This is a genomic window from Sandaracinobacter neustonicus (genome assembly GCF_006385875.1).
GTDB lineage: Bacteria > Pseudomonadota > Alphaproteobacteria > Sphingomonadales > Sphingomonadaceae > Sandaracinobacteroides > Sandaracinobacteroides neustonicus.
Genome location: NZ_VFSU01000029.1, coordinates 47,855 through 73,056, shown reverse-complemented (window position 1 = coordinate 73,056; position 25,202 = coordinate 47,855). Strand labels below are relative to the sequence as shown.

Here is a 25,202-nt window from a genome sequence, read left to right as displayed (position 1 = left end):
GATGGCTCCTTTCTCAGCGTCCCGCCCACGGCCGCAGGGTCAGGTCCGAATGGACGATCACGCGCAGCGGCCAACCTGGGCGGATGGTTATGGTGGGTTGGATGTTGAGGTTCCTGGTGACGATCTGCTGCCCGGCCTGACTGGCGGACTGCTGGCTGGACTCCCGCACCGCGCGGACGAGATCGCTTTCGTCGTCCAGCGTCAGTTCTGTCCCGACGCCGAGCAAGGTGGACAGGGCCACCCCCTTGAGCAGCCGCCAGGTGTGGAATTCCACCTTGTCCGACAGACCAGCGTAGCCGGCGGCGTCGGTGGCCGGCAGGTTGTCGATCTGGATGGACGCGCCATCGGGCAGGATGATCCGCTGCCAGACCAGCAGCGCCCGGCTCTGGCCGAAGGCCACCACGCTGTCATAGCTCCCGACCAGACGCGATCCTTGCGGGATCAGCAGCGTCCGCCCGGTGACCGTGTCATAGACATTCTCCGTCACCTGAGCCGTCACCAGCCCCGGCAGGTCGGAGTTGATGCCGGTGATCAGGCTGGCGGCGATGACGCTGCCCGCCATCACCTGATAGGGCGTGGCCGGCGTATGGAGGACATGGGCGTTGGCGGTTCCACCCACCGCCGGCTGGCCAAGGAAGTCCAGCTTGCGTTGCTGGCTGTTGGGGTCCCGCTCGGGATCGAGGGCGATCCGACCGTCGCCGGCGGCGGTCCCGCCCTGCGTCGTCACTATCGTCCCCTCGGGTAGCGCCGCGAGCGGCGTCGCCGCGCGAACCGAGGACTGAGCGACCACCCCGGCCTCGCGCGCCTGGCTGGCCTGGGCGGCGAGACGCTGGCGTTCGGCCTCGGCCGCCTGTTCCTCCGGCGTCATCGCCGCTCTGGTCCCAGCCTCCGGCAGGGTCCCGCCCTGCGCCTCCAACTGGCGCTGGCGTTCTAGAACTGGCCGACCGAGATCGCCGGGCAGAGGCGGCCCGAGTTGCGGAACCGCACCATAGTCGCCGGGAAGGTTCGCCACGGCGTCGGCGGGTGTGCGTCGATCGGCGATGACCTGATCGTCCGCCTGATCGACGATATGGATCGCACTTGGCCCCAGCGCCATCCAGGCGACGCCGGCGATCGCCAGCGATCCGGCCGCCGCGCCGCCGATGACGACGCCGCGCTTGAACCGGACGATGCGGCGTGGGGCGGCGCGAAGGGTCAGGGCTTCCGCCGGCGCCTTGGGCGGCGGGTTCGGGGGAGCCGCCGCGGCTGGCGCAGCCGGTTCGATGGGCGTGTCAGTCATCGCCGCGCCCTCCCGCCCTGTGTATCGGTGCGGGCGATCCGCACGACCTGCTGCGGGTTCTCGCCAAGCCTCAGCTCGGCGGCGGCGAACAGCCGGTCGACGATATAGTGATGGCCGCTGACCCGGTAGTTCACCAGTTGGGCTTCCCCAAGCGGCCCGACCACGAACAGCGGTGGCGCCTCGCCCTGGTCAAGACGGCCGGGGAACTCGATATAGACCTTGGAGCCGTCGTCCCAGGCGCGGACCGGACGCCACGGCGGGCTGTCGCCGGTGATGGCGTAGCGGAAGCGCAGATTGGTCAGCGCGATGTTCTCCGCGACCGGCCGGGCTTCCTCGGCACGGGCGTTCTGGCGCTGGAGCGCCATCAGCCGGTCCTGCGGATAGGTCCAGGACACTGCGGCCATGGCGGTGGCGTCGGTGCTTTCCAGCGCCAGGTGATAGGCCCGCCTATCCGTCGTGATGATCATGTTGGTGGCGAGCCCAGGCGCGAACGGCTTCACGAGGACATGCACACGGGCGGTCTCGCCCGCGCCGCTGGTGGTGTCGCCGATCACCCAGCGCACGGTGTCGCCGGCCGAGACCGCCACCAGTTGCTCACCGGGCTGGAGGGCGATGTCGCTGACCCGTTCCGGCGCGGCATAGAGCCGGTAGAGCGCGCCTTCGGTCCAGGGATAGACCTGCACCGCGTTGATGTAGCCCGCGCTCGACGGCTCCTGCGTCGCGGCGCGATTGGCCGCGTCCACCCGCGCCGTCGGAGGCCGATTGTCTCGGCGCCCCGTCTCGCTTCGAACCGACGGCGGCGGTTGCAACTGACCCGGTAGCGGCAACGGCACGGCCGTTTCGACGATCTCGACCGGGCCGGGCAGTTCCGCCTCAACGGTCGCTGGCTGGAAGTCAGCGGCGTCATAGGTGATGGCCGGCGGCGGGGTCTTGCCTGCGCAGGCGGCGAGCGCCAGGGCCGAGGCCCCGGCCAAGGTCAAACGTCTCATGGCGTATCTCCTTCAGCAATGGGGGTGGGATCGACGGGGGCCGGCGACAGCGACGTCCCGGTCTCGGACACATCTCCCGCCGGTTCCGGCTGGGCCGACCGTCTGCCCGTCACCTCGGGTGTCCTCCCCGTCGCGGTCGCGACCGGGTCGAGTTCGCGGGACCAGTCGATGGCGTCGACGAACAGGCCGAGCGGGTTCTTGCGCAGCGTATCGGCGGTCCGGGGCGGCTGCATCGCGACCGTCAGCATGGCCGTCCAGCGCTCGGTGCGGGCGAGACTACCGCGCTCGTAGGTCTGCTCGACCCATTTGACCTGGAAGGAGGAGTCCGAGGCGCGCACGACGCTCGTCACCTGCACGGAGACGCTGCGCTGGCCGATCTGCGAGAACGGGTCGTTGGCGCGGGCATGGTCGTTGAGGAACAGCGCGGCCCGGCCGGTGGCGAAATCATAGGCGTCGAGCCAGGCCTTCTTGACCAGCACCGGATCGGTGGACACCGAGCGGACGTTCATGACGAACCGGCCCAGGTGCCAGGCGATCTGGCCATCGGTCGGTTTGTAATTCTGGATGGCGGGCGCAACCGAACGGGCCTCGCCCAGCCGGTCGACCTCGACCACATAGGGCGCGACGCGGCTTTGCATCGACTGCCAGACATTGCCGACGGCGAGCCCGCCGGAGAGCGTCAGGCAGCCGAAGGCGACCAGGCGCCAGTTCCGGGCCTGGACGCGGGCCGAGCCGATGCGCTCGTCCCAGAGCTGACCGGCGCGTTGATAGGGCGTTTCCGGTTCGGGCGTCTGACCATAACGCTGGATGGGGCGTTTGAAGAGCATCTAGTCCTCCTTGAGGCTTGGGTTGGCGCCCGCGCCGCCACGATCGCCGTCCTTGACGGTGTGCAGGAGCATCTGACGGCGATGACGGGCAGTCTGTTCGCTGCGCATTTTCTGCGCCCAGGCGGGCATGCTCGAAGGCGATGATCCCGCGCCGGAGGGAGCGCCGGTCGATGCATCGAAACTTTGTGATCCTGTCGGCGGCGCGCCGCCGGTCGCCGCCCACGCCGCATCGCGGCCGCGCTGGACGCTCTCACGAAAAGGTTGGGCGACGCGTGAAGCTGCGGAACGTGCCCCCTGCATGGCCGCGCCGCCGGCCGCACTGGCGACGCCGCCGAGGCCGGCGCCGACGCTCGAACTGCCCGAGGTCGCCTGGCCGAGTTGCCAGGAGGCCTGCGCCGCCGAGCCCATCGCCGTGCCGGCGCGCATCGCCGCCATGCCGCCGGACGCCGCCGCGCCAAGCGCCCGCGCGCCGAGCGCCGCGCCGCCCGCCCCCATGATCGCCGCGCCCGCCACCGTGCCGACCGCCGCGCCCGCGCCGAGCTGCGGCGCGCCCGAGACCAGGCCGCTTGCGATGCCCGGGCCGAATATGCCCAGGCCGAGCAGCGTAAAGGCCCCAAGCACGAGGGTCATGGCCGAGGCGATATCCGGCTCCGCTCCGCCGGCCGCGATGAAGCTGTCGAAGAAGCCCGAGCCGATGCCGACGATGACGGCGAACACCATCACCTTCAGGCCGGAGGAGACGACGTTCCCCAGCACCCGTTCGGCCAGGAAGCTGGTCTTGTTCCATAGGGCGAAGGGCACCAGCACGAACCCGGCGAGCGTGGTGAGCTTGAACTCGATCACGCAGATGAAGAGCTGGATGGCCAGGATGAAGAAGGCCAGCACCACCAGCAGCCAGGCGACCAGCAGCACCAGAACGGTCAAAAGATTACCGAACACCTCGGGGAAGCCGAGCATGTCGGGGATGACCTCGACCAGCGGCCAGGCCGCCTCGAAGCCGACGCTGGCGAGTTTGCCGGGCCGCAGCAGATCGTCCGCCGAAATCCCCCCGCCGCCTGCCGTGATGCCGAGCCCGGCGAAACTGCGATAGACGATGTCGCCCAGGCGCTGGAAGTTGGAGATGATGAAGGCGAAGGCGCCGACATAGAGAATCTTCTTGAGGAACCGGCCCAGGATGTCGCGATCGGCGTCCATCGCCCACCACAGGGCGGCGAGCGTCACGTCGATGCCGATCAGCACCGTGGTCAGGAAGGCGACATCGCCGCCCAGCAGGCCGAACCCGCTGTCGATATAGGCGATGAAGGCCGCCATGAAGCGGTCGATGATGTTAAGGTCCGGGTTCGGGTCCATGGTGGACGCCTCAGTCCGGCGTGTAGGCGTTGGGCGAACCGATGAAACGACGCGTCCGCTCGCGCGCCGCCGCCATGGCCTGGCGCTGGCGTTCCTGTTCGACGGCTTCGGCGCGATACTGCGCCGCCATCATCGCCTGGAGCTGAAGTTGCTGGCGCGCGGAGACGGCGAGGAGCTGGTTGGTCGCCTGCTGCGCCTGAAGGCTCCCGGTGGCGCCCTGGCTCTGGGTCACGAGTTCGGTCAGCAAGGGGCCGTCGGACTGGATATTCTCCACCACCTGGGCCTGAACCCGCATGGTCTGGCGGAAGGCCCGGGTCGCGGCCTGAAGCTGAGCCTGCGCCTGCTGCAACATGGCGTCGGTCGTCATCGCCGTATCGAACACCTCGGGGAATCGGTCCCGAAGCGCCTCATCCGTGGAAGCGATGTCGAAGGCGATGCCCTGGGCCTGGGTCATCAGCGCATCAATGCGCTGCATCGACCGGGTGATCTCGTTGAGCGTGGAGAAGTCGAGCCGCTGGAGCTGGCGCGCCATGTTCTGGAGCATGGTCGCCTGGTTCTGCAGGCTGGAGATCTGGTTGTTGATCTGCTGGAGCGTCCGGGCGGCCGTCAGCACGTTCTGGGTGTAGTTGGTCGGATCGAACACCGTCCATTGCGCGGCGGCCGGGGTCGCCGGGAGGGCGAACCCTCCAACGGTCGCCGCCAGCACGGCGAGCATGAATCTGCGGTTCATAGGGATAGCTCCTTCTGCTCGGGGATGAAGGGGGCCGCCGTGACCGCGCCGGGAAAATCGCGCAGGAGGTCGGCGGCCCAAGAGAGACCGCGCGCTTCGAGGAGGGCGGGCGTGAAGCCTTCCAGCCCTTCCTCGCGCAACAGGTCGTCGATCAGAATCTGGGTGGCGGGATCGGAGGCACCGCACAGGGTGAGCGCGATCGGGCCCATCGCCAGTTCGAACAGGCGGTTCCCGCGCCGGGACTGGAGATAATAGTGCCGCTTGGGCGTAGCCCGGGCGATCAGCTCGATCTGCCGCTCATTGAGGCCGAACCGCTCATAGGCGGCGCGGGCCTGCGGCTCGATGGCGCGGTCGTTGGGCAAGAAGATGCGCTGCGGACAGCTCTCTATGATGGCGGGCGCGATGGCGCTGTCGGCGATGTCGGCGAGGGATTGGGTGGCGAAGACCACGCTGACGTTCTTCTTCCTCAGCACTTTCAGCCATTCGCGGATGCGCTGGGCAAAAATGGGATTGTCGAGAAAGACCCAGGCCTCGTCGAGGATCAGCAGGGTCGGCCGCCCATCGAACCGCGCCTCCAGCCGGTGGAACAGATAGGTCAGCACCGGCGGAACGACGCTGGCGGTGTTCATCAGGGATTCGGTTTCGAAACACTGGACGTCAGACAGGGTCAACCGATCCTCGGCGGCGTCGAGCAGCTGTCCGAACGGCCCCTCCAGCGTCCAGGGCGACAAGGCGGCCTTCAGTGCGTGGGACTGGAGCAGGACTGACAGGCCTGTGAGCGTGCGTTCCTCCGGCGGCGCACCGGAAAGGCTGGTCAGGCCCGACCACAGGGCGTCCTTGACCTCCGGGGTGACGCCGACCTTCTCGTGGGCTAGCAGGCCGGCGATCCAGTCGGCCGCCCAGGCGCGTTCGGCGTCGTCGTCAATGTCGCGCATGGGCTGGAAGGCGAGCGTCTCGCTTTCGCCGAGTGCGTGATGCTCGCCGCCCATGGCGAGGACAGCGGCGCGGGCCGAATACCCCTTGTCGAAGACATAGACCTGCGAGCCGACGTAACGACGGAACTGCAAGGCCAGCAGCGCCAGCAGGACGGACTTGCCCGCGCCGGTCGGACCGACGATCAGCATGTGGCCGACGTCGCCGACATGGGTCGAGAGCCGGAACGGCGTGGTTCCGCTCGTCTCCGCGTAGAGCAGCGGCGGGCCGTCGAGATGATCGTTGCGCGCCGGCCCGGCCCATACCGCCGACAGCGGCATCAGATGGGCGAGGTTCAGCGTGTGGACCAGCGGCTGGCGCACATTGGCGTAGACATGACCGGGCAAACTGCCGAGCCAGGCTTCGACGGCGTTGACGGATTCCCGGATACAGGTGAAACCGAGACCGTTGACGATGCGCTCGACGATGCGGACCTTCTCGTCCGCGGCCGCCCGGTCCTCGTCGCCGACGGTGATGGTGGTGGTGAGATAACCGAAGGCGACATGGTCGCTGCCGAGCGCCTGCAAGGCCAGGTCGGCGTCCGCCACCTTGTTGTCGGCGTCGCTGTCGGTGAGCGGAACCGGCTCGTTGGTCATCACCTCGCGCATCAGCTGCGCGATCGACTTCCTCTTGTTGAACCATTGCCGCCGGACACGGGTCAGCGCCTTGTTGGCGGCGGTCTTGTCGAGGCCGATGAACCGGGTCGCCCAGCGATAGGCGAAGTCCTGATGGTTGAGTGCGTCGAGGACTCCGGGCCGCGTGGCGTTGGGGAATCCAAGGATCGTCACCGTCCTCAGATGCCGGTCGCCCAGCATCGGCTCGATCCCGCCGGACAACGGCGTGTCGACCAGCAGGCCGTCCAGATACATCGGCGTTTCGGGCACGGCGACGGGATGGCGCCGGGTCGAGATGGTTCCGTGCAGGAAGGTCAGGGTCTCGGCGTCGTCGAGCGCGCGGACCTCCGGCATGAAGCCGGACAGCAGATCCAGCACCCGATCGGTCTCGGCGACGAAGGCGCGCCGTTCCTGGCGCCAGTCGCGTCCGACCTGCGGGCCGTCGCGTTCCAGCAAGGCGCGTTCGGCCCGGCTGACCTGATCGGCCGGCGGCAGATAATAGAGCGTCAGATGATAGACGCTCTCGAAATGCTGACCACGCCGGCCGTCGAAATGCCCTCGGCGTTCCTCATCCACCAGCCAGGAGGCCGGATCAGGGAAGTCGCTGTCGGGATAGCCCAGCGCCTCGATGCGCTCGGCGTCGAAGAACAGGGCCCAGCCCGAGCCGAGACGACGCAGCGCGTTGTTGGCGCGGGCACAGACCGAGACCAGTTCGGCTTCGGTCGCGGACTCCAGGTCTGGCCCCCGAAAACGTAGGGTGCGCTGGAAGCCGCCGTCCTTGTTCAGCACCACGCCCGGCGCGACCAGCGCGGCCCAGGGCAGATGGTCGGCGAGCCGGTCGGCGGACTGGCGATATTCGCGCAGGTTCAGCATGACCACCATCCCTTCTGGCGAAGATGCCGGGCGCCGACGTCGGCGAACTCGGGATCGCGTTTCGCGGCGAAGACCGCCAGGCTATGCCCGGCGAGCCAGACCACGAGGCCCGCAATCCATTGCTGGAGCCCGAGGCCCAGGGCGGCGGCGAGCGTGCCGTTGAGGATCGCCACGCCGCGCGGCGCGCCGCCGAGCAGGATCGGCTCGGTCAGCGCCCGGTGCACCGGGACCTCGAAGCCCTCGACGCTCATCCGATCAGCGCTCCGCCGCCGAAGGAGAAGAAGGACAGGAAGAAACTCGAGGCGGCGAAGGCGATCGACAGGCCGAACACGATCTGGATCAGCTTTCTGAAGCCGCCGGAGGTCTCGCCGAAAGCGAGCGCAAGGCCTGTGGTGATGATGATCAACACCGCGACGATCTTGGCGACGGGGCCTTGCACGGATTCCAGCACGGCCTGAAGCGGCTCTTCCCAGGGCATGCCCGAGCCAGAGGCAAGGGCCGCAGCCGGCAGCAGCATCGCGACCGACAGGATGGGAATGAATGCAGCGGGTGCACGCGGACGGAGAAATGCGATCATGGATGGTCTCCTTTCAGAAGGGCTTTCAGCTGAGGGGGGTTGAGGTCTATGACGGCGTAGCCGCCGCTGGCATCGAGACCGTGGACCTCGGCCACGGTCTCGATCCTTCGGCCGGTTCCCCGGCCTTGGATGAACACCACCAGGTCGATCGCCTCGGCGATCAGCCGGCGGGGCACGGTGACGACGCCCTCAGCCACCAGCTGTTCGAGCCGGTAGAGGGCCGCGTGAGCCGAATTGGCGTGGAGGGTGGCGATGCCGCCGGGATGGCCGGTGTTCCACGCCTTCAGCATGTCGAGCGCCTCGGCGCCGCGCACCTCGCCGACCACGATGCGGTCGGGACGCAGGCGCAACGTCGAGCGCACCAGTTCGGCAATGCCGACGACGCCGGGCCGGGTCCTGAGCGCCACGGTGTCCGGCGCGGCGCATTGCAGTTCGCGGGTGTCCTCGATCAGGATGATCCGCTCGTCCAAGCCCGCCATCTCGGCGAGCAGCGCATTGGCGAAGGTGGTCTTGCCCGATGACGTGCCACCGGCGATCAGGATGTTCTTTCGGTCGATGACGGCGCGGCGCAGCAGGTCGGCTTGTACCGGGGCCAGCATTCCCCCCGCGACATAGTCGATCAGACGATGGACCTTCACGGCCGGCTTCCTGATCGCGAAGCAAGGCGCGGTCGCTACCGGCGGCAACAGGCCTTCGAACCGCTCGCCGCCGCCCGGCAGTTCCGCGCTGACAATCGGCGCGTCCGCGTGCACTTCGGCGCGGACGTGGTCGGCGACCAGGCGGACGATCCGCTCCACGTCCGCTGACGACAGACGCACGCCGGTATCGACCCGCCCATCCCCCAGACGGTCGAGCCGGAGCACCCCATCGGGGTTGACCATGATCTCTATCACCACCGGATCGGCCATCGCTTCGGCGATCGCGGGGCCCATGGCCGTGCGCAGCATGGCGCGCCGGCGCCCGAAGGTGACGGTGCCGACCTGTGTCATGCGGCAGCCTCCGCAATGGACGCGTCGCTGTCGGCTCCAGCGGCCATGCGCCGGCCGATCTGGTCGATGAATTTCTGGAAGCGGTCGCGACCTACGGCGCGCGCCGCTGCGTCGGGTTCCGGAATCTGCGCATTGAGGCAGAACTGGTAGTGGACGAACAGGGACAGGCTTTCGAGCAGCACCTGAATGTCGCGCTCGGCTCTTCCGAGCGAGCGGCTCATCCGGTCGAGGCGGACGCCGAAACGCTCGTCGAGGTCATGACCGCCCTGGCGGGTCAGCCATGCATCCAGGGCCTCCACCAATATGTCCGAGCGGGCCACGCCCGGCCTGGCGGCGAGTTCTTCAAGCCTGTCGGCAAGCCGGGGTTCGAGGAAGAGCTGGTAGCGGACCTTGTCGCGGTTGCGCATCGCGGAGCCCCTCAAAAGCTCGGCAGCAGGTCGTCGCGACCTGCGCCCTCGTTCATGGCGTGAGCGTGCGCGACATTGCTGAGCGCGCTCATGGCACGGCGGTCGAGCGCTGGATCACTATCGTCGTCACCGGGTGCGGCCGATACCGGCTCCGGTGCGGTCGCGCGGATGGCGGCCTCCTCTTCGGCAAGGCCGGGATGGCGCTGCTGCTGGACGCCGCCTTCATCTTCCAGCCCGGCGGCGGTCTCGTCCTCGGCCATTGCAGCGAGACCCGCATGGGGTTCGCGCACCTGGTCGCCCCAATCATCGGGCCGGGTCGCCGGCCGGTCGATATAGACGCCATCGGACAGCATCGGCGGCGCCGTCACGCGAGCCGTGAAATTCCGATCCTCGTAGTAGCGCAGCTTCTTCGCCTTGATCGGCGCGAGTCCCGAGACCATCACCAGTTCGTCGGCGGGCGGAAGCTGCATCACCTCGCCGGGGGTCAGCAGCGGGCGAGCGGTCTCTTGGCGGCTGACCATGACGTGGGAAAGCCAGGGGGCGAGCCGGTGGCCGGCATAGTTACGCTGGGCGCGCAGTTCGGTGGCGGTGCCGAGCGCGTCCGAAATCCGCTTGGCCGTGCGCTCGTCGTTGGAGGAGAAGGCGATCCTGACATGGCAGTTGTCGAGGATGGCGTTGTTCTCGCCGTAGGCCTTGGAGATTTGATTGAGGCTCTGGGCGATCAGATAGGCGCGGATGCCGTAGCCGGCCATGAAGGCGAGCGCGGTCTCGAAGAAGTCCAGGCGTCCCAGCGCCGGGAACTCGTCGAGCATCATCAGCAACTGGTGCTTGCGGCTCTTCTTCGGGTCGCCTTCGAGCCGTTCGGTAAGGCGGCGGCCGATCTGGTTCAGCACCAGGCGGACCAGCGGCTTGGTGCGCGAGATGTCGGACGGCGGGATGACCAGATAGAGCGAGACCGGCGCTGGGGCGTCGACGAGATCGGAGATGCGCCAGTCGCAGGCGGCCGTGGTGATCGCGACGGTCGGATCGCGGTAGAGGCCGAGGAACGACATGGCGGTGGACAGCACGCCCGAACGCTCGTTCTCGGACTTGTTCAGCACCTCGCGCGCGGCCGAGGCGACGACGGGATGGACCTGAGGCCTCTCCTTCGTGCCCAGATGGTTGGTGGCCATCATCCGGCGCAGGGTGTGGGCGAAGCTGCGCTGCGGATCGGACAGGAAGGTGGCGACGCGAGCCAACGTCTTCTCTTCCTCCGCATAGAGGACATGCAGGATCGCGCCGACGAGCAGGGAGTGGCTGGTCTTCTCCCAGTGCGAACGACGCTCCAGCGCCCCTTCGGGGTCGACCAATATGTCGGCGATGTTCTGGACGTCGCGGACCTCGTCGGGGCCTTTACGGACCTCCAGCAGGGGATTGTAGCGGGCCGAGCGCGCGTCGGTCGGGTTGAACAGCAGGCAATGCGAGAAGCGCGCGCGCCAGCCGGCGGTGAGGGTCCAGTTCTCGCCCTTGATGTCATGGATGACGGCCGAACCCGCCCATGACAGCAGGGTCGGCACGACCAGGCCGACGCCCTTGCCCGACCGGGTCGGCGCGAAGGCCATGACATGCTCGGGGCCGTCATGGCGCAGATAGTCGCCGCCCTTGCGCCCAAGGAAGACCCCGGCGTCCCTGAACAGACCGGCTTCGCCGATCTCGCGGCGCGTCGCCCAGCGCGAGGAGCCGTAGGTGGTGATGTTGCGGTTCTGCCGGGCGCGCCACAGCGAGCCGGCGACAGCCGCGCCGCAGGCCAGAAAGCCCGATCCGCCGGCCAGAATCCCGGCCTTGTCGAACACCTCCGGCGCATAGGCCTCGTAATGATACCACCAGCCGAACAGCGCCCACGGCCGATAGACCGGCATGTCGAAAGCGATGAGCCAGGGCGCGCCGAGCTGGGATTGATAGCCCAGCATGGCGGCCACCCATTGGGTCGCGGCCCAGATGCCGAGGATCACCATGCCGAAGCAGACGAGAATCTGGCCGATGAGCAGTTTGGTGGGGGTCACACGTCTTGTCCCGACTCCGGCGCGGCGAGATGCCGTGCGGGTTGGTCAAAGATCGGAGAAGTACGGGCCGACCGTTATGTGGATTGCGCCGGTCCACGCCCCTGTCCACCACATTTCAAGGCATGCAAACGCTTCAGCGACGCAAAGAACATGTCGACCGGCCTTCGCCGCGTCACCGACGTCCACGATCAGGCGGCGCCAGCCTGGATGGGAATGACTGTCGCTGGCTCGGGTCCGGACTGACCGTTTGGTCGAGCGCCGATGTCTATGCGAGCGGAACCGCCTTGGTTGGATGTCCTGTAATTCGCGCCCCGCTTTGCGGTTAGGCCGGCTGGCTCAAGAAGCCGATCCGCCCGCTCGACATGGCCGCGCTTGACTCTTCGCCATCGAAAGCGGAACAAAAAGGGAACATGTGGCTCTCTTCGTCCTTCTGTAGCGTATGGCTATCCCATCCAATCCCACCATCTCCGCGCTTCGCGACCGCATCGCTCGTCTTGAATCGAGCGACCGTCGTGCGTGCGGCGTCGTGCCGTTCGGAGTCGAAGCCGTCGACCGCCGCTTGCCCGGCGGCGGGCTGGCGCTTGGCGCGCTCCACGAGATGGCGGGCGGCGGGAACGGCGCCGTCCATGGCGCGGCGGCGGCGCTCTTTGTGGCCGGTATCGCCGCTCGGCTCGACGGCCCGGTGCTCTGGTGTCTGACGCGTCGCGACCTGTTCGCGCCCGCCCTGTCGCAGGCCGGGCTTCATCCGGATCGGGTCATCTATGTCGAGACCGGCGACGAAGCCGCCGTGCTCGCGACCATCGAGGAGGGCCTGCGCCACGGTGGCCTGGCCGCCGTGGTCGGCGAGGTGGCGCGCCTGTCGATGGTCGCCTCGCGCCGGCTGCAACTCGCCGCCGAAACGTCGGGCACGCCCTGCCTGCTGATTCGTCGCTGGCGTCGCGCGGCGGAGGCGGCGGATTTCGGCCAGCCCTCGGCGGCGGTGACGCGCTGGCGGGTGAGCGCCTTGCCGTCCGCGCCCCTGCCGGTCCCCGGCGTCGGCCGACCGCGCTGGCTGGTCGAACTGATCCGCGCGCGAGCCGGCGAATGCGCCGATTGGGACTTGGAGGCCTGCGATGAGCAGGGTCGTCTCGCTCTACCTGCCGACCTGGCCGACCGATCGGGTTCGGCGCGCGGATGGGGACGCGGCGCCGCCGCCTGATGCGCCGTTGGTTCTGGTCGGCCACGACGGACGGCGGCGCGCCGTGCTGGCGGCGGATCATGCCGCCTGCGCGGCCGGAATACGGGTGGGCATGACCGCGACCCAGGCGCAGGTCCTTGTGCCGGGCCTCGTCCTGAACGACGCCCAGCCCGAAGGCGACCGCGACGCCCTGGAACGGCTCGCGGTCTGGATGCTGCGCCGCTACGCGCCGATCGTCGCCGCCGATCCGCCCGACGGACTGGTCATGGACACGACGGGGGCGGACCATCTGCACGGCGGCGATGCGGCGATGCTGGCCGGCATGGTCGAGCGTCTGGCCGAGGCCGGCGTCAGCGCCCGCGCGGCCATCGCCGATAGCTGGGGCGCGGCCCATGCGCTCGCCCGCCACGTCGCCTGCCCGATCCATGTCTCGTCGCCCGGCGAGAGCGCGCGAGAGGCGGCGGCGCTGCCGCTGGTCGCCCTGCGGCTGCCGGCCGCGCTGACGACGACGCTCGGTACGCTGGGGTTCGAACGGATCGGCGACCTGCTCGCCAAACCCCGGGCGCCGCTCATCCTGCGGTTCGGGCCGGAACTGGATCGCCGGCTCGATCAGGCGACCGGGCGGATGTCGGAGCCGATCAATCCGGTGCGCCCGCCCGAGATGATCGAGGTCCGGCGCGCCTTCGCCGAGCCGATCGCCGCGCCGGAGACGATCGCCCGCTATATCGGCAAGCTGGTCGTGCGCCTTTGCGAGGCGCTGGAGACGAAAGGAACGGGCGCGCGCCGGCTGGACCTGATCTGCGCCCGCGTCGACAACCACGTCCAGGCCGTGCGCGTCGGCCTCGCACGGCCCTCCCGCGATGTCCGGCGGCTGACCCGGCTGCTGTGCGACAAGATCGAGACCATCGAGCCCGGCTTCGGGATCGACATGCTGACCCTGGCCGCCCCGATCGTCGCGCCGATGGGGCCGGGGCAGACCGTATCCCTGATCGATCCGGCGACGCCGGACCTATCGGGCCTGGTCGACCTGCTCGCCAACCGCGTCGGCGCGCACGGCCTCTATCGGGCGACCCCGCTGCAAAGCGACGTGCCGGAACGGGCGGTCGGCCGACTGGCGCCGCTCGCCCCGGCCTGCGGGACGGACTGGACCGGGCGCTGGCCGCGACCGTCGCGGCTGCTGACCTCGCCCGAGATGATCCAGACGGTGGCGCTGCTGCCCGACCATCCGCCGGTCGCCTTCACCTGGCGCGGCGTCCGGCGGCGGGTGGCGCGCGCCGACGGGCCGGAGCGGGTGTTCGGCGAATGGTGGCGGCGCGACGCCGAGCTGGAGGCGGTGCGGGACTATTTCGTGGTCGAGGACGACGCCGGCGAGCGGTTCTGGATCTACCGCGCCGGCGACGGCGAGGACCCCGCCACCGGATCGCATCGCTGGTTTCTCCATGGATTGTTTGCATGACCGCCGCCCGCTACGCCGAACTTCAGGTGACGTCGCACTTCTCGTTCCTGCGCGGGGCGAGCAGTTGCGAGGAACTGTTCGCCCAGGCCGCCATGCTCGGGATCGAGGCGCTGGCCGTGGTCGACCGCAACAGCCTCGCCGGGATCGTGCGGGCGCATGAAGCGGCGAAGACAACCGGCGTGCGCCTCGTCGTCGGCTGCCGCCTCGATCTCGCCGACGGAACGGCCGTCCTCGTCTATCCGACCGACCGTCCGGCCTATTCGCGGCTGTGCCGGCTGCTATCGCTGGGCAAGGGCCGCGCCGGCAAGGGCGGCTGCCGGCTCGACTGGTCCGATCTTGTGGCGTGGAGCGAAGGGGTGATCGCGGTCCTCGTCCCCGACGAAGCCGACGGCGATTGCGAATTCCGGCTGCGGCGCCTGCGCGATGATTTCGGCGACCGCGCCTATCTGGCGCTGACCCTGCGTCGGCGGCCGAACGACCAGATGCGGCTGTTCGAACTGTCGAACCTCGCCGCGCGCATGCGCGTGGCGACCCTCGTCACCAACGACGTGCTGTTCCACGAGCCCGGCCGGCGCATCCTTCAGGACGTCGTCACCTGTATCCGCCATGGCGTCACCATCGACGAGCTGGGCGACCGGCGCGAGCGCCACGCCGACCGCTATCTGAAGCCGCCCGAAGAGGTGCACCGGCTGTTCGGCCGCTATCCCGAGGCGCTCGCCCGAACGCGCGAGATCGTGGAGCGCTGCCGCTTCTCGCTCGACGAGCTGGCCTATCAATATCCCGAGGAGCGCGCCGACCCGGCATTGACGCCACAGGAGACGCTGGAGAAGCTGACCTGGGAAAGCGCGGCGGAACGCTATCCCGAGGGTGTACCCGAGGAGGTTCAGGCCACGCTCCGGCATGAGTTGCGGCTGATCGGCAAGCTCGACTACGCCCCTTACTTCCTGACGGTGAATTCGATCGTCCGGTTCGCCCGCTCGCAGGACATCCTGTGCCAGGGGCGCGGCTCGGCCGCCAACTCGGCGGTCTGCTATGTCTTGGGCATCACTTCAATCGATCCGGGCCGCAACGACCTGCTGTTCGAGCGCTTCGTCTCCGAGGCGCGGCGCGAGCCGCCCGACATCGATGTGGATTTCGAGCACGAGCGGCGTGAGATCGTCATGCAGTGGGTGTTCGACCACTACGGCCGCACCCATGCGGCGCTGTGCTCGACCGTGATCCGCTACCGCACCAAGGGCGCGCTGCGCGACGTTGGCAAGGCGCTGGGCCTGACCGAGGACCTGATCCGCACCCTGTCGAGCCAGATATGGGGCTGGTCGGAGGATGGCGTCGAGGACAAGCATGTCGAGGGGCTGAACCTCAATCTCGACGACCGCCGTCTCCGGCTCGCCATCGACCTCGCGCGCCAGCTCATGGGCGCGCCGCGCCATCTGTCGCAGCATCCGGGCGGCTTCGTCTTGACGAACGACCGGCTCGACGACCTCGTGCCGATCGAGCCGGCGGCCATGGCCGACCGCCAGGTGATCGAGTGGGACAAGGACGACATCGATGCGCTGAAGTTCATGAAGGTCGACGTGCTGGCGCTGGGGATGCTGACCTGCATGAAGCGCGGCCTCGACCTGCTCGCCGAACACAAGGGGGTCGCGCTCGACCTCGCCTCCATCCCGCCGGAAGACCCGCGCACCTATGCGATGATCCGGAATGCGGACACGCTCGGCACCTTCCAGATCGAGAGCCGCGCGCAGATGTCGATGCTGCCGCGCCTCAAGCCCCGGACCTTCTACGACCTCGTGGTGCAGGTGGCGATCGTGCGGCCGGGGCCGATCCAGGGCGACATGGTCCATCCCTATCTGCGCCGCCGCGAAGGGCTGGAGCCGGTCGACTATCCGACCCCGGAACTGGAACAGGTGCTGGGCAAGACGCTGGGCGTGCCGCTGTTCCAGGAACAGGCGATGCGCGTGGCCATGGTCTGCGCCGGCTTCACCGCCGACGAGGCCGACCAGCTCAGGAAGTCGATGGCGACCTTCAAGTTCACGGGCGGGGTCTCGGCGTTCAAGGACAAGCTGGTGGGCGGCATGATCGCGCGCGGCTACACCGCCGAGTACGCCGACCGGACCTTCTCCCAGCTCGAAGGCTTCGGCTCCTACGGCTTCCCCGAAAGCCACGCGGCGTCCTTCGCCCTGGTCGCCTACGCCTCGTCCTGGCTCAAATGCTGGCACCCCGATGTGTTCTGCGCGGCGCTGCTCAACAGCCAACCGATGGGCTTCTACGCGCCCGCGCAGATCGTGCGCGACGCCCGCGACCACGGCGTCGAGGTGCGCCCGGTCTGCGTCAACGCCTCGCGCTGGGACTGCACGCTGGAACCCGACGGGCGAGGCCGGTTTGCGGTCCGGCTCGGCCTGCGCATGGTCAAGAGCCTCGCCAACGCCCATGGCGCGGCGCTGGTCGCCGCGCGGGCCGAGGAGCCGTTCGCGTCTGTCGATGATCTATGGCGCCGCGCCGCCATTCCCACGGCCGCCCTGGTCGCGCTGGCGGAGGCCGACGCCTTCGGTCCCGCCCTGGCGCTGGCGCGGCGCGACGCCCTGTGGGCGATCAAGGCGCTGCGGGACGAGCCCCTGCCGCTGTTCGCCGCCGCCGCAGCGCACGAAGGCGCGGCCGTGCCCGAGATCGCTGAGGCCCCGGTGGCGCTGCGGCCCATGACGTCGGGGCGCGAGGTCGTCGAGGACTATGGCCATGTCGGCCTGTCGCTGCGCAGCCATCCGGTATCCTTCCTGCGCGGGGATCTGGCCCGGCGAAAGATGGTGTCCTGTGGCGAGGCGATGGCGGCGAAGGACGGCCGCTGGTTGGAGGCCGCCGGGCTGGTGCTGGTGCGCCAACGGCCCGGCTCGGCCAACGGCGTCATGTTCATCACCCTGGAGGATGAAACCGGCATCGCCAATCTCGTGGTGTGGACCAAGGTGTTCGAGACCTACCGCCGCGTGGTGATGTCCAGCAGCATGATCGCCGTCCACGGCCGCATCCAGCGCGAGGGCGAGGTGGTGCATCTGGTCGCGCATCGCCTGACCGACCTGTCGGCGGAGCTGGCCAGCGTAGGGCGGCGTGACCGGCCGTTCCCCTTGCCCGCCGGACGCGGCGATGGCGCGCGCCATGGATCGAGCGGGCCCGATCCGCGCGAGGTCCGAGCGGCGTCGCCGACCACGCCATCGGTCCGCGTCAGGACGCGGGATTTCCGGTAGCAGGCGGACATGAACTGCACGATCCAATCGAGTCCCGCAGTCATAATCGCGTTGGTCACGCCGTCGATCGCCCGCGCGTCGGTCCCGCCGCGCGGTCCGAACGCTGGATCGAAACCCGGCTTTACGGATTTCAAAGCGCCGAATTTGAAAGAGCGCAGCGGCCGCAACGTCAAGCGACTGCCTGAAGAGATCGCTATGAACCGATCGTTGGTTTGCCGGGCTGGCCGCAGGAACCATGATCGGGTCGTGATGGCCTGCTCCGGAGCGGTTGGTGGTTCGTCTCAGCGAGGGGGAAAGAGCCGGCGGCAATCCTGCAGGATTGGCTGCCCGGCGCTGAGGCCATGCAAGGCAAGCGGCGCGCGCCAGCGCCGGACGCCGACCGGTGCAAGGGCGTCCGGAATCCAACGGCCCTGAGCGCCGAGTACGCCTGGCCAGAGGACCGCGCCCAAGCCGCTCCTGACGGGTATCTGCCAATAGTCTCCGACCCGGTAGACGCCGCCTGGCGAGAATGCGATCTGGATTCCGTCAGCGAGGTCGAGCCAGAGCCAGCGGTCCGGCGTTCCTTCCTCGATGTCTGTCAGGCCGGGCGCATCGCCACGCCCGGCCGACACCCGGTCCCACGACCGGGCGAAGGGCCTGTCCAGACCCGAGTCCCAAAGGGCGCGGACGGCCGAGATGTCGCCGGCCGCTACTGTAAATCGGTTCTGGCCGGCGGGTGCGATCTCGATCAGTTCGCCTTCGCGTCCATCCAACTCCCTGTCGGCGGTGGTCAGTTCGATGACACGCCGACCTTCCAGACGGCCAGCGTCGGCGATGACGAGGTGGTCTCCATCGAGGCCAAGCCACGGCGCGACGACGCCCGCGTTGGTGCGGGACCATTTGAACTGCGCCTCTCCCGCCACGCCGCCGCGATGCACCTCGATGCGGAACAGGCCGTTCTCCATCCCGGTGTAACCCGCAGTGATGCCGTCGCCGAACCCGTCCGAAGGGGCGGCCCTCGCGGCCATGGCCGAAGGCCGATCGTCCAACGCGGTCAGGATCACCATGGCCTGTCGGGACGCGGCGTCAGGATCTTCGAGCACCTCGTCCATGACGAAAGCGGTCTCGATGGCGCGAACCTGCCACACGACCTGCCCGCGGAGCGCCGTTTCAATGCCGTCAAGCGCCGGGTCGGCGATCGCCGGATCAATGAGGGACGTGACGACCCGTTCAAACACCTCAAGATAGAGCAGCGTCACGCGCGACGGTGCATCGCCCCCTGACGCCAGCGGAACGTCATCCGGCATCGGGCGATAGAAGGGCTGCACCTGATAGGGTGCCGGTTGATCGTTCTGCACCAGCAGACCGCCGACATAGTAGCGGCCCGCGCCGATAACGAGCGTTCCATCCTGGGTGAGGCGGATTTCGAACCCCGCGTCGTCCACGGGCCCCCCGTACGGGCCGATCAGGTCGCAGGTCGTGGTACGCAGCAGATGAAGCAGGACGGCCGTCTGCTCGTTGAACTCGGCGTCGAGCGTCAAGCGGCCCTGTTGGTGCAGGATACGCTGATAGGCCATGTGCGGATCGAAGCTGTCGCGCGAGAAATCGCCCTTCATCGCCTCACTCCCGTCCGCGTGAAATCATCGCTCGCCGGCACGGTGCAACCGGCCGTCATGCCGCCCTTGCGACCTGAACCTCCACGTGCAGGCCGGCGGCGGCGAGCATGTTGACCAGGGTGTCGAGGCTGAACAGATCGATCTTGCCGCGGATGAGGTCGGAGACGCGCGGCTGGGTGACGCCCAAAAGCTTTGCCGCCTGTGACTGGCTCAGCTTTTCATGCTCGATATGATCTTTCAGCGCCCGCATGAGGCTGGAGCGCAGCTTCATGTTCTCGGCCTCCGCAGGGGTCTCCGAGATCGCGTCCCACACGCTGGGGAACCGTTCATTGGTCATGGCCTCAACTCCTGCACCAGATCCCTGTACCGGCGGGTCGCCAGCGCGATGTCTTCCCGGCCCGTCTTCTGCGTCTTCTTCGGAAGCAATGCAGGACGAACACGGCGTCGGCGAACTTCGCCACATAGATGACCCGGAAGGCGCCGCTCGCCTCCCTTATCCTGATCTCACGAACACCAGGGCCAATGGTCGTCATCGGCTTCCAGTCGTCCGGATCGCGACCGTTCTGCACCTGATCGAGCTGGAAGCCCGCTTCCCGGCGCGCCTCTTCGGGAAAGGCGCGAAGATCGGCAAGCGCGCCGCCCCGAAACTCGACAGGCTTGATGGGGCCGTTCACCGGAAATGCCTATACAAGATTTTGTATAACATCGCAAGTCTACCCCCCCTGTGTCACGACACCGACGGCCCGCTCCGCCCCCGCCCGATCGTCCAGTTGATCCCGTCGCCCTTCATCACGCCGGACACTGACTGGTCCAGATGCCGCTCCAGCACCGGCCGCCACGGGACCAGGGTGAACTCGCGGGACTTCTCGACCAGCGCGTAACGGTCCGAGGCGAGGTCCACCGGCCGCCGATAGATGCCTTCCACGCGGTCGCCGGACTTGCTCTCGACATAGCTCAGTCCCAGCTCATCGGAGAGCTTGCCGGCGACGCGGCTGAGTTCGCGCTGGCGCAAGCGGGTCAGCAGGTTGGCGCGATAAGCCACACGACCCTGTTCTTCGTCGGCCAGTTCCTGCTCGACCAGCCAGCGTTGGCGCAGCACCTTGGCCGCCGCCACCTCGGCTCCGAACCCAACGGCGCGCAGCGGCTCCGGCTGCGCGGAGACCAGCTCGCGATCCAGCCAGGTCGCGCCGTCATGACCGGCCTGCCGATCGAGTGGAACGGAGGACAAGGTGTCGACGATCACCGGCGTGGCCCTGGCCCGCTGCGCCTCGAAAGCGGCGGCGCGCTCGATGTGATCGGGGGCGATGGTCCAGGTCCCGTCCGGCTCGCGCTCGACGTCCTGGGTCAGTTTCCGGATCGCTTCCAGTCGCCGGACATGCATCTCGGCGAACGCTTCGGTCGCCGACGGATCATGCCTCAGATGCCGATCGATGCTGTATCGCCCGCCGTTCGCCTCGGCGATCGCGGCTATGGTGCGATCGACGACGCGCGCCTGGGTCTGCGTCGGCGCGACGCGCACCACCGCGCCGATGGGGATCACGTCGGTGGCGGCGCCCCGGCCGATATCGACGTAGTGGACCCGCCCGTCGGTGGCGTCGACGATCAGGTAGTGGCGATCGTTCATCTCGTCGGATAACCCGCGCTCGACGATCTTGCCGACGATCGGCGTCATGGTCGCGGGATCGGCGATGGCGATGTCGCCCGGCGCGCGCTCCAGACTGTTGGCGCTGAAGGCGCGCTGCAGGGTGCGGATGATGTCGCCGCGCTCGCCCATCCGGCGCAGGGTGTCGTCGAGGCCGCCGGCCAGGGTCCACCGGCCGGCTCCGCGCGCTTCGGCCAGGCCGAGGTCGGCGAGTTTCTTCAGCCGGCCGGCGCGCAGCGTTTGCTGGAACGGATCGGGATCGGCAGCGGTGACGATACGGTCGACGTCCATGTCGCGCAGCAGACGACGATCGATGCCGGTCAGTCGCTCCTGCTCGACCTCGCGCTGAAGCCGGTCCTTGATCTGGACGTCGGTGCGGGGCCCGAGGTCGATCGACACCAACTCGGCGGCGCGTTCGCGCAGACCCGAGGTCAGATACTCCGGCGCGATCACCAGGTCCCGGCCCTGATCGGTCTTGCCGCGCACGACGATATGGGTGTGGGGATGCCCCGTGTTGAAATGGTCGACCGCGACCCAATCCAGCTTCGTGCCCAGGTCCAGCTCCATCTGCGCCATCAGCCGGCGGGTCAGGGGTTTCAGGTCTTCATACTCGGAGCCGTCCTCGGGCGAGACGATGAAGCGGAACTGGTGGCGGTCCCCAGCCTGCCGGTCGAGGAAATCGCGGCCATCGATCTTGTCCCGTCCGGCGCCGTAGAGCCTGCCTGGCTCGCCCTCCCGCGTGACCCCGTCGCGCTGGATGTAGCGCAGATGCGCACGTGCGGCGTCGAGGCTCTTGGGCCTGTTCAGCAGGATCAGCCGCGACTTCACGATCACACGGCGCTGGCGCTGGGTGGCGAAGCGATCCCGGCTTCCCAGCATCCGCGCGGCGATCGCGCCCCGGCCGATGCGACTGCCATTGAAACCCTTACCGACGGGCTTGCCGCCGCCCGCCCGCGCCTGGGCGTGCAGGACGCGCTGGAGGTAGCTGTGCCCGACCCTGCCACCCCGTGATCGCAGACGGCCGAGACGAGGTTCAAAATCATCTTCGCCGATCATGCCAGCGACTCCGCCATGGCCCCGGATCAGGCCCTCGCGGCAAGAGTTGGCGCGACCGCCGCCCGGGATCAATGAGTCTCGCAGCGGGACCAATCTCATCAATGACTTGGGGCCTGCCTGTCTCGTGGATTGGAGAACAGGCCCGACCTGTCTCCCGAAAAAACGATGTGCAGACAAAGAGTTGGTCTCGTCTGCGGGACCGAGCTTCAATCTTGCCTTACGCGAACCCTGCCTGACCCTCAGGGCTTCCAGCGCTTCTCCGCCCTCTCGACCGCCGCTGCCCGCATACGTCCGGCTCGTTCCGCCGCATCATAGGCTTCGCCGTTCACGGGTTCGTCGCGCCACCGAAAGAAAGCCATCAGCGTCTCGTTGGTGATGGAGGTGACGGACAGGCGGACACGCCATGCCTCGGCCTCCAATGCAGCATTTCTTAGAGTTTCGGTCATGTCCATGCGTCTGCGCCAAGCATTTCCCGGTGGCAGAAGGAGGATAGATCGAGGCAAGGACATCGTGAAGAGATGCGAGGAGAAACCGCTTCCAAGGTGATGCGTCCGCGCTCAGCCGGGGTCCTCCAGCCACGCACTGAACGTCTCGTCGAGCGCCGCCTGCTGCATCTCCGCTATCTTCAGTTCGGCCTCGATCTGGCGGATTTCCTCCGCATCGTTGCAGTTCCAAAGCTCGGCCCGCAATTCCTGAATGTGCTGATAGAGCGTCATCGTCGTCTCCTTTCTTGCGAGTGACGACGTCGCCTTCCGGGACGGACCAGGTCGGGTCAGGGATCGCGGAGCGACCGCGTGGCGGCGGCGGGGGAAACGATTTTTCCGGCGCGGCGCGATGTCGGATGTGGGTCGCACACGTTTCATTCGCCGGAAAAATGGTGGGGCCCCGTCGTCCTTGACGCGGCCTGGTCCGCCCCGGACACTTGGCCAAGTCCGAGCAGACAGAGCCTCCCACCACTGGCCGTGGAAGGTGGAGCCTGTGGTTTCAGCCCGCACTCCGGGGCAGGATCACGTCACCACCGGAGGCGCTATGGATTCCCCTCGGGAACGCGCCGGACGACGAACAGGCGGCTCGCCTCGGGCGCGTCTGGTGTGCGGTCCGATGACGGGGACCGGACATCCAGCGGAAAGAACAGGGCAGTCCCCGAGAGGATCGCCGGTGGCATCGACGGCTCGGCGGGTGTTCGGGCGAGCTGGGCGATGTAGGCGCGGGTCTCGGCCGGAAGCGGGCGTCCGGTCGCGAGATGCTCGGCGTAGCGCGCCGGACCGGCGTTGTAGGCGGCGAACAGGCCCGGATAGCCGAAGCGTTCGTGCATCGCCTTCAGATAGGCCGTGCCCGCGAGGATATTGTCGCGGGGGGCGTGCGGATCAGGCCCGAGCCCGTGCGCGCTACGCAATTCGGCGTAGGTCGCGGGCATGACCTGCATCAGTCCCATCGCGCCTGCGCGACTGGTGATCGGCCGCCCGTTCAGGACGGTGCGACCACCGCTCTCGGCCTGCATCACGGCGGCGATCCAGGCTTCGGGCACGCTGAACCGGCGCGACGCCTCGGTGATCAGGGGGCGCCAATGTTCGACGGCGGGGGCGACAGGCGGGTCGGACTGCGCCGCGCCCGGAAGCGAGATACCGACTGTGAGCGCGAGGGCAATGAGTGCGCTTATCTTGTCCATATCGGCCACGCCCGCCCGATGATGGAGGACGCCGGGACCGGCCCGAAATAGCGCCCGTCGAACGACTCCGGCGCGTCCATGAGCAACAGGACTTCGCCCTCTGCGAGCGCGCGGCACCCCCTCCACCAAGGCAGCGGACGGCCTCCACGGTCATGCGACAGGCGCAGGGCGAGTGTGCGGCCGTTGACGGTCATGTCTGGCCCGGCGGCGCAGACGAGGTCGCCTGTCGAGGCGGCGACACGTTTCAGCAGCGGCACGTTGAGGGGCAGGTAACCGCGCTCCGCAGCGAGCCGGCGGACGCGTTCCGGCGTCTCGGCGAGCACCATGTCGCCGACCCTGACCGGTTCGCCGGGCGTTATGCGCCACAGGCCGACGGGCGCGCTGGCGGACGGATTCCAGATGAGGCGCGGGACGGGGCGGACTACAAGTTCGAGCGCGGCGGCGAAGCCCGTCAGGGCAAGGCCAGCGGCGATGGCCACGAGCCAGCGTCTCGTCCGCACGTGGCGGCGCGGACCCGGCGGCTGCCAGCGGACCAGGGGCGGGACAGGGCGCTCAGGCATCGGAGTTCCGTTCGCCCGCCCCGGCGTTGTGCACCGACCAGTCGTCGAGATCATCGATGTGATAGCGGACGAAACGGCCGTGGCGGCGAAAGCGCGGGCCTTCGCCCCGGCCGCGCATCTGCTCCAGGGTGTTCCTGTGCAGGCCGACATAGAAGGCGGCCTGGGCGGTGTTGAGAAAGGGGCTGCCTTTCTTCGCGCGCTGGGCGCGGCTGGCGGCGTCGTCATCCATGTCGGCGTCCTCTGGTCGCGCCCGCCAGCAGTGCGGGCGATATGATCCAGAGCGCATCGCGCGCCGCGCGCGGGAGCACGAAAGCGGCTCCCCCCGGCTTTCGTTCGGACGCGGTCGCGCGAAGATATGACGAGGAAAAAAGCCCCCGCGTCGCGCGGCGCGGGGGCGAGGCCGATGGTTCAGTCGGCCGGATTCCAGATCAGGGCGAACACGTCCCCGTCGTCCTGTCCGGCGGCGCGGCCCAGGTTGACGTAGAGGCGGCGCGGACCGAACTCCGGGGCGGCGATGGCCAGGGACACATAGTCTTTACCCGATTGCTCGCCGGTCCGGATCCAGCCCGCGCCGAGTTCGACCGGGCCTGACAGAACCCGATAGTCGGGCTGGTTGGGCGCGGATTTGGAGCGGTTGGGGACGATCTCGATATCGGTGCGGATCGAGAGGGTGCGGAGCTGACCCTTGTAGGAGTCCGATTCCGGAGTGTGGGTGACGTAGCCGATGGCGGCCATGGCGTGGTTCCTTTCGCGTGTGCGTCGGGGCCGATCCCCGGCGACAGGCCGACCGTCATGGGCGCGACCGGCCGACCGAACCCGGAAGGGCCGAAGCGTCAGCGCAGGACCGGAGCGAAGGGTTTTTTTGAGCGCAGCGGCCGCGAGGAGCCGCGCCTGCGCGGCGGGGAAAAAGCCCGGGAGCGATGGTTTCGGATCGGCCGGGCCGCCCATAGGTTCAGGCCGTCGATACCCGGGGACGTGCCTCGTGCGCATGCGAGCGGACCCGACCGAGTGCTCGGTGGCGTTCACTCCCACCTTTCAGCAACGGACGGATGCGAGGCAGGTTCGCCGGATTTCGACCTGTTTCCGGCCGGCACCTCAACTGCGCGCCTGTTCGCCCTGACGCTGGACCGAGGGACTGACCGGCCGAGCGCAACACTGGCTG

24 protein-coding genes are annotated in these 25,202 nt (G+C 68.4%); 3 read left to right on the top strand and 21 right to left on the bottom strand.

The window, feature by feature from the left end; all coding sequences use genetic code 11:
* Positions 1 to 13 precede the first annotated feature (13 nt).
* From FJQ54_RS12795 to FJQ54_RS12745, 11 genes are read right to left on the bottom strand one after another with little or no spacing between them, the layout of a single operon-like run.
* Complete coding sequence (locus FJQ54_RS12795) at positions 14 to 1,279, bottom strand: TrbI/VirB10 family protein (RefSeq protein WP_140928813.1); 1,266 nt, start codon at positions 1,277 to 1,279, stop codon at positions 14 to 16.
* A complete protein-coding gene (trbG, locus tag FJQ54_RS12790) occupies positions 1,276 to 2,268 on the bottom strand; it encodes a P-type conjugative transfer protein TrbG (RefSeq protein WP_140928812.1) in 993 nt (330 codons plus the stop codon). Before trbG ends, FJQ54_RS12795 begins: the two co-directional genes overlap by 4 nt.
* Positions 2,265 to 3,095 carry a conjugal transfer protein TrbF gene (gene trbF / locus FJQ54_RS12785; RefSeq protein ID WP_140928811.1) on the bottom strand — a complete coding sequence of 277 codons (831 nt, stop codon included), beginning with the start codon at positions 3,093 to 3,095 and terminating at the stop codon, positions 2,265 to 2,267. The genes trbG and trbF overlap by 4 nt, the downstream gene beginning before the upstream one ends.
* Complete coding sequence (gene trbL / locus FJQ54_RS12780) at positions 3,096 to 4,445, bottom strand: P-type conjugative transfer protein TrbL (RefSeq protein ID WP_140928810.1); 1,350 nt, start codon at positions 4,443 to 4,445, stop codon at positions 3,096 to 3,098. It abuts the gene before it with no gap.
* Positions 4,446 to 4,455: 10 nt separating this feature from the next.
* A complete protein-coding gene (trbJ, locus tag FJQ54_RS12775; RefSeq protein ID WP_140928809.1) occupies positions 4,456 to 5,175 on the bottom strand; it encodes a P-type conjugative transfer protein TrbJ in 720 nt (239 codons plus the stop codon).
* The gene (gene trbE / locus FJQ54_RS12770) at positions 5,172 to 7,634 is read right to left on the bottom strand and encodes a conjugal transfer protein TrbE (protein WP_140928808.1); all 2,463 of its coding nucleotides are present in this window, start codon (positions 7,632 to 7,634) and stop codon (positions 5,172 to 5,174) included. Before trbE ends, trbJ begins: the two co-directional genes overlap by 4 nt.
* A complete protein-coding gene (locus tag FJQ54_RS12765; RefSeq protein WP_140928807.1) occupies positions 7,628 to 7,885 on the bottom strand; it encodes a VirB3 family type IV secretion system protein in 258 nt (85 codons plus the stop codon). The genes trbE and FJQ54_RS12765 overlap by 7 nt, the downstream gene beginning before the upstream one ends.
* On the bottom strand, positions 7,882 to 8,211 hold the full coding sequence (locus FJQ54_RS12760; RefSeq protein WP_140928806.1) for a TrbC/VirB2 family protein: 330 nt from the start codon (positions 8,209 to 8,211) through the stop codon (positions 7,882 to 7,884). Before FJQ54_RS12760 ends, FJQ54_RS12765 begins: the two co-directional genes overlap by 4 nt.
* Positions 8,208 to 9,200 carry a P-type conjugative transfer ATPase TrbB gene (gene trbB, locus FJQ54_RS12755; protein WP_207790425.1) on the bottom strand — a complete coding sequence of 331 codons (993 nt, stop codon included), beginning with the start codon at positions 9,198 to 9,200 and terminating at the stop codon, positions 8,208 to 8,210. The genes FJQ54_RS12760 and trbB overlap by 4 nt, the downstream gene beginning before the upstream one ends.
* Complete coding sequence (locus tag FJQ54_RS12750) at positions 9,197 to 9,607, bottom strand: CopG family transcriptional regulator (protein ID WP_140928805.1); 411 nt, start codon at positions 9,605 to 9,607, stop codon at positions 9,197 to 9,199. Before FJQ54_RS12750 ends, trbB begins: the two co-directional genes overlap by 4 nt.
* Positions 9,608 to 9,618: 11 nt before the next feature.
* Positions 9,619 to 11,649 (bottom strand): conjugal transfer protein TraG, encoded by a 2,031-nt coding sequence (locus FJQ54_RS12745; RefSeq protein WP_140928804.1) that lies wholly within the window; start codon positions 11,647 to 11,649, stop codon positions 9,619 to 9,621.
* A gap of 439 nt (positions 11,650 to 12,088) precedes the next feature.
* Between FJQ54_RS12745 and FJQ54_RS12740 the strand changes: the two genes are divergently transcribed.
* The 3 genes from FJQ54_RS12740 to FJQ54_RS12730 are packed head-to-tail and all read left to right on the top strand — an operon-like array spanning position 12,089 to position 17,518.
* A complete protein-coding gene (locus FJQ54_RS12740) occupies positions 12,089 to 12,847 on the top strand; it encodes an ImuA family protein (protein WP_181160153.1) in 759 nt (252 codons plus the stop codon).
* The gene (locus FJQ54_RS12735; RefSeq protein ID WP_140928803.1) at positions 12,762 to 14,282 is read left to right on the top strand and encodes a Y-family DNA polymerase; all 1,521 of its coding nucleotides are present in this window, start codon (positions 12,762 to 12,764) and stop codon (positions 14,280 to 14,282) included. The genes FJQ54_RS12740 and FJQ54_RS12735 overlap by 86 nt, the downstream gene beginning before the upstream one ends.
* The gene (locus tag FJQ54_RS12730; protein ID WP_140928802.1) at positions 14,279 to 17,518 is read left to right on the top strand and encodes an error-prone DNA polymerase; all 3,240 of its coding nucleotides are present in this window, start codon (positions 14,279 to 14,281) and stop codon (positions 17,516 to 17,518) included. The genes FJQ54_RS12735 and FJQ54_RS12730 overlap by 4 nt, the downstream gene beginning before the upstream one ends.
* 281 nt (positions 17,519 to 17,799) lie before the next feature.
* Here the strand turns inward: FJQ54_RS12730 and FJQ54_RS12725 are convergent, their stop codons facing one another.
* From FJQ54_RS12725 to FJQ54_RS12685, 10 genes are all read right to left on the bottom strand, one after another.
* On the bottom strand, positions 17,800 to 19,113 hold the full coding sequence (locus tag FJQ54_RS12725) for a DUF6519 domain-containing protein (RefSeq protein ID WP_140928801.1): 1,314 nt from the start codon (positions 19,111 to 19,113) through the stop codon (positions 17,800 to 17,802).
* Between the two features lie 55 nt (positions 19,114 to 19,168).
* The gene (locus FJQ54_RS12720; protein ID WP_140928800.1) at positions 19,169 to 19,450 is read right to left on the bottom strand and encodes a helix-turn-helix domain-containing protein; all 282 of its coding nucleotides are present in this window, start codon (positions 19,448 to 19,450) and stop codon (positions 19,169 to 19,171) included.
* 4 nt (positions 19,451 to 19,454) lie between these two features.
* The gene (locus FJQ54_RS12715) at positions 19,455 to 19,787 is read right to left on the bottom strand and encodes a type II toxin-antitoxin system RelE/ParE family toxin (RefSeq protein ID WP_235890445.1); all 333 of its coding nucleotides are present in this window, start codon (positions 19,785 to 19,787) and stop codon (positions 19,455 to 19,457) included.
* Positions 19,788 to 19,840: 53 nt separating this feature from the next.
* A complete protein-coding gene (rlxS, locus tag FJQ54_RS12710) occupies positions 19,841 to 21,811 on the bottom strand; it encodes a relaxase/mobilization nuclease RlxS (RefSeq protein WP_140928799.1) in 1,971 nt (656 codons plus the stop codon).
* Positions 21,812 to 22,050: 239 nt separating this feature from the next.
* On the bottom strand, positions 22,051 to 22,263 hold the full coding sequence (locus FJQ54_RS12705) for a hypothetical protein (RefSeq protein ID WP_140928798.1): 213 nt from the start codon (positions 22,261 to 22,263) through the stop codon (positions 22,051 to 22,053).
* 105 nt (positions 22,264 to 22,368) lie between these two features.
* Positions 22,369 to 22,527: a hypothetical protein gene (locus tag FJQ54_RS17535; RefSeq protein ID WP_181160152.1), complete on the bottom strand. Its 159-nt coding sequence runs from the start codon at positions 22,525 to 22,527 to the stop codon at positions 22,369 to 22,371.
* Positions 22,528 to 22,838: 311 nt separating this feature from the next.
* Positions 22,839 to 23,480 (bottom strand): lytic transglycosylase domain-containing protein, encoded by a 642-nt coding sequence (locus tag FJQ54_RS12700; RefSeq protein WP_140928797.1) that lies wholly within the window; start codon positions 23,478 to 23,480, stop codon positions 22,839 to 22,841.
* Positions 23,468 to 23,980 (bottom strand): S26 family signal peptidase, encoded by a 513-nt coding sequence (locus FJQ54_RS12695; RefSeq protein WP_235890444.1) that lies wholly within the window; start codon positions 23,978 to 23,980, stop codon positions 23,468 to 23,470. The genes FJQ54_RS12700 and FJQ54_RS12695 overlap by 13 nt, the downstream gene beginning before the upstream one ends.
* 52 nt (positions 23,981 to 24,032) lie before the next feature.
* Positions 24,033 to 24,269: a helix-turn-helix transcriptional regulator gene (locus FJQ54_RS12690; protein ID WP_140928795.1), complete on the bottom strand. Its 237-nt coding sequence runs from the start codon at positions 24,267 to 24,269 to the stop codon at positions 24,033 to 24,035.
* A gap of 179 nt (positions 24,270 to 24,448) precedes the next feature.
* Complete coding sequence (locus FJQ54_RS12685; RefSeq protein WP_140928794.1) at positions 24,449 to 24,775, bottom strand: DUF736 domain-containing protein; 327 nt, start codon at positions 24,773 to 24,775, stop codon at positions 24,449 to 24,451.
* Positions 24,776 to 25,202 lie beyond the last annotated feature (427 nt).